The sequence below is a fragment of the Bradyrhizobium sp. 153 genome, assembly GCF_023073835.1.
Taxonomy (GTDB): Bacteria; Pseudomonadota; Alphaproteobacteria; order Rhizobiales; family Xanthobacteraceae; genus Bradyrhizobium.
This window is the reverse complement of the sequence record NZ_JADPKH010000042.1, coordinates 39,510-46,604: the sequence shown is the minus strand read 5'-3', so window position 1 is coordinate 46,604 and position 7,095 is coordinate 39,510. Positions and strand designations below refer to the sequence as shown.

The window sequence follows — 7,095 nt, the reverse complement described above, 5'->3', positions numbered from 1 at the left end:
ATCACCGCGCGCCGGCGGCGTCAATCATCCCGACCGCGCTATCCAGAGCATTCCGCGCAAGTCAAGCCCGGGCACCGGTGATCCTATCGTGACGCTCACGACGCGGATCGCGCCGTCGCGATCGAAGCGTCGCGACAGCATGTCCGCGATCTCAATTTGCGGGGATGGCTTATTGCGGCCAATCATCGGCTATGGCTCGCGATATCACATGTGCTAAACATTCGTGACGGTACTTCGCTGAAGCTGCTTGAGCGCCGTGCATTTCGAGCGCGATCGAGTTTTTCGCCTGATCGATTTCGATAGTTCTCGATACTATACAGAAAAATTTTCGAGCGATTTTTCTTTTAAAATCAGCACCGTAGCTTTTTGACGGCTCGAGTGTCGGCTTCTCGCTCTACGCGAAGGAAAAACATCAGCCAGATCAGCTCTCTAACCTGATCTAGAACAATTGAGTGGGAGCAGTGCGACCGACTGCAGTGGCGCAGTTTGGCGTAGTTTTGGTGAGGTTGTCGCGCTTACTTTCATTTGCAGGAGGCCGACACAAACTTATGGCCTCCACTTAACGCGATCGAGGTCGGCATTCCACCGCGTTTTCGCGAGCGGAGTATTGCTGCGCATCTCGTCGCGTAAAAGGGCCCCTGGGGTGGTCCAAAGCCTCAGTGGAAGGAGCCGTTATTGGCGCAAAGGGGCCTGCCCGAGGAGAGTGGTCAATTCCGCCCCCTCGTCAGCTACGAAAACGGCGATCAGTTCGGCCGGCTCCGTGTTGCTTTCATTGGCGGAAACCAAATGCGTCGCGCCCGGCGGTTCAAAGAACGATTGGCCAACCGCGAATGTTTCCAGCGGGCCGCCCTGGAGCTGCGAGCGGACCTGGCCCTTGGTGATGTAGGCCGTGACCGAGCCGCCATGGCGGTGCGGCGGCGTGAATCCTCCGGGACCGTAACTCACACGGACCACAGTTAGTCTCTTGCCTGGGACATTCGGCAAAGCGCGCGAATCGATCACTTCGACCTTATTGAGCGATGAGCCCGAGGCATTGTCGGCGCATAGCGGCGCCGGGATTGCCGATATCGCGTCCGTTGCAATCGGCAGCGTTCGCGTGATCGCCACCGCGCAGGCCAAACCGGTCACGACGACGAAGGACAGGCGCCGCCAATTCTGCTCTGCGAGCGGTGATATCATTTCCAATTTAGCGGTCATCCAGCATCTCCTGTTCGATCTCAAGTAGCTGCGGCGGGGCTGAACACCGAAAGCGGCGCGGGATCGCGGCTCGGCGGAGGGGGGATTTTCCCGTCGACATCGGTGAAGCCATATTCCGTGGCAAGTTCCGAGGCGAGCAGGATCTGTCCAGTCTTGGTGATCACGCCGGGATCGGCGGCCAGCGCCGCAATCGCGCGCCCGACAAAAAGCGGCGTTTCGCCTCGTTCGGCAATCAGCTTGGCGAGCGCCGCCGGCACCCGATCGGGCTGCGCCGCAAGCTTCTCGCTCTTGATGTAACCGGGCCAGATCGAGACGGCGGAAATGCCGAACGGCTTCAGTTCATGCGCCATATCGCGGGCCATCCGGTCGACGCCGGATTTCTGCACGCCGAACGGAACGTTGAAGGTGTAGCGGACGCCCCCGCCTGACGACGTATTGACGATCAGGCCGCGTCGCTGCGGCAGCATCAATGGGACTGCTAATTGGCTGGCGACGAAGTGCGAGCGCAGGCCGACGCGGTGCAGCGTATCCCACAGTGAGGTCGGCACCTGCCAAAAGGGCACGTTGACCGGCATGGTGTTGGGGGCCGCAAAGACGTTGTTCACGAGCACGTCGAGGCGTCCGTAGTTGCGCCGGATCAGGTCGAAGACGTCCCTGACTGAACGGTCGTCGGAATGGTCGCAGAGAAGACCAACACCCTGGCCGCCGGCCTCGTCGATCGCGGCCACTGTCTCGTCGAGAGAGCCGGGCCATTCGGCGCCGCTGCCACTGTTGCGTGTGCGCGCGGTCACGATCACGGTCGTTCCGCACTCGCCGAGGCCGATCGCCACGCCCTTGCCGACCCCGCGGCTTCCTCCCGTCACCAACGCAATAGAATCCTTCAGATGTCTCCCGGACATACAACCATCCCAGTTATCTTCTGTGGAAGCTATGTTGACAACAATCTTCCAAGGAAGATAATGCGCGGATATTGCGAAACGGTCAACCAGGGATGGATCGCTATGATCACGAGGGAAGAGAATGAACTGTTGTGCCGCGTCACAGGGGACGCGCCGATGGGACGAATGCTGCGTCAGCACTACTGGCTGCCGGCCATCCTCTCGGTTCGAGTGCGCAAAGGTGAAGCGCCTGTGCGCGTCAAGCTGTTCGGCCGCAATTTCGTGGCCTTCCGCGGCAGGGACGGGACTGTCGGCTTCCTTGATGAAGCCTGTCCGCACCGGGGCGCCTCGCTCGCACTTGCGCGGGTCGACGATTGCTCGGTGACCTGCCTGTTTCATGGTTGGAAAATCAACGCCGGTGGCGAGGTGCTCGATGTTCCCAATGAGCCGAACAATCCGAGCGAGTTCGCCAAGACCGTCAGGGCGAAGGGCTACCCGACGCGTGAAGGCGCAGGCCTGATCTGGGTCTGGCTTGGCGAAGGCAAGGCGCCTCCCGCGCCGGACTTCGAATGGATGGATTTACCGCCGGACCAGGTCTACGCAGCCGGGATTGAGCTCAATGCGAACTGGTTGCAGGGGGTCGAGGCAACCATCGACTCTTCCCACGTCGCCCTGCTGCACCAGAGCTGGACCACGAGCTCAGCAACGGATTTTGGGGCAACTCGGGTCAACACCGAGGTCAGTTACCAGCTCGACAAGAAGCCGTATGGATTCCGCGCAGCCGCGCTTCGCTCCGCCGCAGATGGATCTTGTCTCGCCCGTGTGACGGAGTTCGTGATGCCTTATTATGGATTGATCGCACCAATTTACTCCGGACCGCAGCAGGATCGTACCGCTATCATCGCCGTCCCGATCGACGATGAGAACCTGATCCAGTGGTACATCTATTACAATCCCGAGAAGCCGGTGGATTCCTGGCGCAAGGTGCAGCGGGCCAATCAGTGGCCGATGGCCGGCGGCCTACCGGGTGATCAAACCAATAGTTGGGGACAGAACCGCCAGATCATGGACGCCGGCAACAGCACCGGATTCCACGAGATCGTCATCGAGGACTTCGTTGTGATGGTCAGCATGGGCCCTATTGTCGACCGTACGCAGGAATATCTCTGTTCTGCGGACCAGGCGATCGTCAGGGTACGGCGCCAATTGCTTGAGGAAGTGCGCGGCTTCATGGAAGGCAAACCGCCGAGGAGCGGCCAGAGCGAGTCCATGTCATACAAGGACATCCGTGCGGTCGGTGGTCGGCTGGCGTCCGCCGCCGAGGACTGGCGGCAAATTCCCCGCTGATAGGAAGTGAAGCATCGGCGCGGATATGGTCCGCGCCCATTTCCCGATTCAGGAGATATCGTGGCCATGACCTGGAAGCATCTGTGTGCCGCCTCGAAACTGCCCGACGGGGAGCCGTTAGGCTTCGAGGTTGGCGACCAGAGGGTCGCACTCTACAAGGTCGACAACCACATCCATGCAACCGACGACGTCTGCTCGCATGCGTTCGCGTTGCTCTCGACAGGCTTTCTCGAAGGCCATGTCGTTGAATGTCCGCTGCATGGTGCGATGTTCGATGTGCGCGACGGCAAGTGTCAGTCCGGCGCCTATAAAGACATCAGGTCGTTCGAGGTCGAGATCCGCGATGGCGAGGTTTACGTGGATATCGACGAGGGCGCTGCGAATGAGAAAGGTCCCGATCACACGCTGGGTGCTGAAGCGTGAGCGGGCTCGTCGTCATCGGAGCCTCCTATGCCGGTGTTCAGGCGGCGCTAGGTGCCCGCGGGGTCGGTTATTCCGAGCCGGTCACTATTGTCGCCGACGAGCAATCGCTCCCTTATGAGCGGCCGCCGCTATCCAAGGAGTTTTTGCTCGGAGAAGCCGGCGAGCAGAAGCTCGTCCTGCGCGATGACGCGTTCTTTGCGCGCGAGCGAATCGACATGCTGCTCGGCCAACGCGTGACCGAGGTTGATCTGGCGGCCAGGCAGCTCGCAGTGCAGGGCGGTGGGCGGCTGAATTTCGACAAGCTCGTGATTGCCACGGGATCGCGGGCGCGGCGGATTGCAATCCCAGGTGCCGAGCTCGACGGCGTCTGCTATCTCAGAACAGTTGCCGATGCCGTCGATCTCAGGGCACGTCTGCCGCTGGCGGCCGAGATCGTCATTGTCGGTGGCGGGTTCGTTGGACTCGAGGTCGCATCATCGGCGGCGAAGCTTGGCAAGAAGGTCACGGTCATCGAAGCAGCCTCGCGGCTGCTTGAGCGGGCGGTGTCGCCCGCAGTCTCGCGCTTCCTGTTCGATGCCCATGCGCAAGCGGGTGTCGATGTGAGGCTCGGCGAGACGGTCGTTGCGATCTCCGGCAGCGCCGGGCGAGTCGCTGGAGTCGAGCTTCGCAGCGGCGGCCGGTTGCGCACGGATCTCGTCGTCGTCGGCGTCGGCGGAATCGCAAATGATGAGCTCGCCAATGCCGCCGGGCTCCGGTGCTCGAATGGAATCGTTGTCGATGAACATGGCCGTACAGCGGTGCCCGAGGTCTGCGCCGCCGGCGATTGCGCTAAGCACTACAATCGATTTGCGGACGACTGGATCAGGCTGGAATCGGTCCAGAACGCCCAGGACCAGGGCAAGGCGGCCGGGTTGGCGATCGCGGATCGTCATGCGCCCTACGATAGCGTCCCCAGATTCTGGTCGGACCAGTATGACCTGAAGATCCAGATTGTAGGGCTCTCCGGACGTTCCGACCAGATGGTGACCCGCGGCTCGATCGAGGAGGGCAGGTTCTCAGTATTCCACTACAGGCAGGGGAGAATGGTCGCGGTCGACAGCATCAACAGGCCGGGTGACCAGATGGTGGCGCGGCGCCTGATCGCTGCGGGGATTTCGCTGACGCCGGCGCAGGCCGCAGATGACCTGTTCGATATCAAAGCGCCCCTGTAGGCGATCGAGAGGGTGGTTGGCCAGTCGCGCGACATCGCGTCTTAGCCCGCCACCGGACGGCCGGCTTTCTTCGTCGTCTTCACAGCCTTCACGGTCAAGAGCTTGCGCAAGCACTTGTCGAGCGTTGCGAGCTCGGCCTTCGTCAGTCCGCTTGCCTCGATCACGCTTTCGACGCCCCCGGCGATCTCTGTGATGCCGCGGTCGGCAGTGGCAAGGCCCTTCGCGGTCAGGCGAACCAGCTCCGACCGGCCATCGTCATTCGCCGAGACACGAAGAACGAATCCGCCTTCCTGCAGCCGTGCCACGCGCTTGGTCATAGCTCCGGACGTCACCAGCAGGGCACGGAACAGGTCGGTCGGGCGCAGTTCGTACGGCTTTCCGGACCGGCGCAGTGCCAACAGGACGTACAGTTCGCCCGTCTGCAGGCCTACAGTCTTCGATATTTCCTGCAGCCGAATTTCGTGAAGCAGGCTGACGCGTTCCAGCCGCAGCAAGGTGCAGGCCGCGGCGAGATCGAGATCGGGGCGCTGCTCGAGCCAGGCGGCTTCGATATCGTCGTACAGGCCGCTTTCGGTGTTGGATGCCGGTTTGCCGACGGACATTGTCACACGCGACATTCTCTGCTTCCGCATTCCTTCTCACCCTGGTTCTGCCCGCCTTGGTCCTGCGCCGAAGGCACCTGCATCACACATTCGTGCAATCTAACACCCCCGTCGCCGCGTGTCGCGCGGCAGGTTCCGGCGATTGGTCGAGTCGGTGGTAAAATCCGGTGGGTGGTCATTGCCCCGAAGTCCGATATTGACAATTATCTTCCTAGGAAGAATAATTCCGATAAGAGATATATGGGAGGTTACATGCGGGGACTTGGCGCAGCATTCCTGTTCGCGGCATCATTGGTTACCTCGGGAGCGGTCATGGCGGGCGAGGGCGAACTGATCCTCGGGCAGACGATGCCCTATAGCGGTCCGGCCTCGGCGCTGAGCTCCGTCGGCAAGGTGCAGGCCCGCTACTTCCAGATGATCAACGAGCGCGGCGGAATCAACGGCCGCAAGATCAAGCTGATCTCGCTCGATGATGGCTACAGCCCGCCAAAGGCGGTGGAGCAAACCCGCAGGCTGGTCGAGAGCGACGAGGCCGTTGCGATCTTCGGCAGCATGGGGACTGCACAGAACGCGGCGGTCCAGAGGTACCTCAATAGCCGGAAAGTGCCGCAGCTTTTCGTCTTTGCTGCGAGCGATCGTTTTGCTGATCCGAAGACCAGCCCCTACACCATCTCGGGAATGACGCTGTTCAGTACCGAGGCCGCGATCTACGCGCGGCTTGTGTCCGAGAGCATTCCGCAGGCTCGTGTCGCGGTGCTGTACCAGAACGACGATTATGGACGCGAATATCTCCGCAGCTTCAAGGCCGAGCTGGCGCGGCTCGATCCGCAGGCGGGGGTCGTTGCCGTCTCGCCCTATGAGGTGACATCTCCGACAGTCGAGTCCCAGGTCGTCACGTTAGCCAGCAGCGATGCCAACGTGTTTCTGAACGCGTCAACTGGCAAGTTCACTTCTCAGGCGATCCGGAAGGCCGGTGAACTTGGCTGGCACGCGCAACAGTTTCTGCCGATCGGAAGCAATTTTGTCTCGACGATCCTCAAGCCGGCGGGGCTCGCAAACGCCAAGGGTGCGATTTCGGCTACGCCCACCAAGACGGTGGGCGACCCCGAGTGGATCAATGATCCATCCTATCTGGAATGGCTGGCCTTCATGAAGAAGTATTATCCGGAAGGCGACATTGAGGACCAGCTCAACTTCACCGGATGGAACGTGGCGGTCCTCATGACGCTGGTGATCGAAGCCTGCGACAACGACCTCTCACCGCAGAATCTGATGAAGCAAGCCACGACGCTGAAGAATGTGACGCTTCCGGGCCTGATTCCCGGTATCACCGTCAGCTCAAGCCCTGACGACTATCGGCTGATCAAGGCGCTGCGGCCGCAACGTTTCGACGGGGAGCGCTGGGTTCCGATATCAGGTACGATGGCCGCTCGATAG

8 protein-coding genes are annotated in these 7,095 nt (G+C 61.1%); 5 read left to right on the top strand and 3 right to left on the bottom strand.

Annotation, left to right across the window (positions count from 1 at the left end):
* A partial coding sequence (locus IVA91_RS12080) for a hypothetical protein (RefSeq protein ID WP_247276181.1) occupies positions 1–217 on the top strand: 217 nt, incomplete at its 5' end.
* Between the two features lie 455 nt (positions 218–672).
* On the opposite strand, the gene IVA91_RS12075 is transcribed toward IVA91_RS12080, so the two are convergent.
* Both IVA91_RS12075 and IVA91_RS12070 read right to left on the bottom strand, forming a co-directional pair.
* Positions 673–1,179 (bottom strand): cupin domain-containing protein, encoded by a 507-nt coding sequence (locus tag IVA91_RS12075; protein ID WP_247276185.1) that lies wholly within the window; start codon positions 1,177–1,179, stop codon positions 673–675.
* Positions 1,180–1,217: 38 nt separating this feature from the next.
* Positions 1,218–2,096 (bottom strand): SDR family NAD(P)-dependent oxidoreductase, encoded by an 879-nt coding sequence (locus IVA91_RS12070; protein ID WP_247276180.1) that lies wholly within the window; start codon positions 2,094–2,096, stop codon positions 1,218–1,220.
* Between IVA91_RS12070 and IVA91_RS12065 the strand changes: the two genes are divergently transcribed.
* The 3 genes from IVA91_RS12065 to IVA91_RS36535 all read left to right on the top strand — a co-directional run bounded on the left by IVA91_RS12065 (position 2,082) and on the right by IVA91_RS36535 (position 5,056).
* Positions 2,082–3,422 carry a Rieske 2Fe-2S domain-containing protein gene (locus IVA91_RS12065; protein ID WP_247276179.1) on the top strand — a complete coding sequence of 447 codons (1,341 nt, stop codon included), beginning with the start codon at positions 2,082–2,084 and terminating at the stop codon, positions 3,420–3,422. The two genes, IVA91_RS12070 and IVA91_RS12065, sit on opposite strands and share 15 nt — an antisense overlap.
* Positions 3,423–3,488: 66 nt before the next feature.
* Positions 3,489–3,845, top strand: coding sequence for a non-heme iron oxygenase ferredoxin subunit (locus IVA91_RS12060; protein WP_247276178.1), 357 nt, complete (start codon positions 3,489–3,491; stop codon positions 3,843–3,845).
* The gene (locus tag IVA91_RS36535) at positions 3,842–5,056 is read left to right on the top strand and encodes an FAD-dependent oxidoreductase (RefSeq protein WP_247458774.1); all 1,215 of its coding nucleotides are present in this window, start codon (positions 3,842–3,844) and stop codon (positions 5,054–5,056) included. The genes IVA91_RS12060 and IVA91_RS36535 overlap by 4 nt, the downstream gene beginning before the upstream one ends.
* Positions 5,057–5,097: 41 nt before the next feature.
* On the opposite strand, the gene IVA91_RS12050 is transcribed toward IVA91_RS36535, so the two are convergent.
* Positions 5,098–5,673: a MarR family transcriptional regulator gene (locus IVA91_RS12050; protein ID WP_247458773.1), complete on the bottom strand. Its 576-nt coding sequence runs from the start codon at positions 5,671–5,673 to the stop codon at positions 5,098–5,100.
* Positions 5,674–5,910: 237 nt separating this feature from the next.
* On the opposite strand from IVA91_RS12050, the gene IVA91_RS12045 reads away from it, so the two are divergent.
* Positions 5,911–7,095, top strand: coding sequence for an ABC transporter substrate-binding protein (locus IVA91_RS12045; RefSeq protein WP_247276175.1), 1,185 nt, complete (start codon positions 5,911–5,913; stop codon positions 7,093–7,095).

Coding starts and splice junctions, on each gene's coding strand:
- IVA91_RS12045 (WP_247276175.1), top strand. CDS start 5,911: ATGCGGGGACTTGGCGCAGCATTCCTGTTCGCGGCATCATTGGTTACC.
- IVA91_RS12050 (WP_247458773.1), bottom strand. CDS start 5,673: ATGTCGCGTGTGACAATGTCCGTCGGCAAACCGGCATCCAACACCGAA.
- IVA91_RS12070 (WP_247276180.1), bottom strand. CDS start 2,096: ATGTCCGGGAGACATCTGAAGGATTCTATTGCGTTGGTGACGGGAGGA.
- IVA91_RS12060 (WP_247276178.1), top strand. CDS start 3,489: ATGACCTGGAAGCATCTGTGTGCCGCCTCGAAACTGCCCGACGGGGAG.
- IVA91_RS12065 (WP_247276179.1), top strand. CDS start 2,082: ATGTCTCCCGGACATACAACCATCCCAGTTATCTTCTGTGGAAGCTAT.
- IVA91_RS12075 (WP_247276185.1), bottom strand. CDS start 1,179: ATGATATCACCGCTCGCAGAGCAGAATTGGCGGCGCCTGTCCTTCGTC.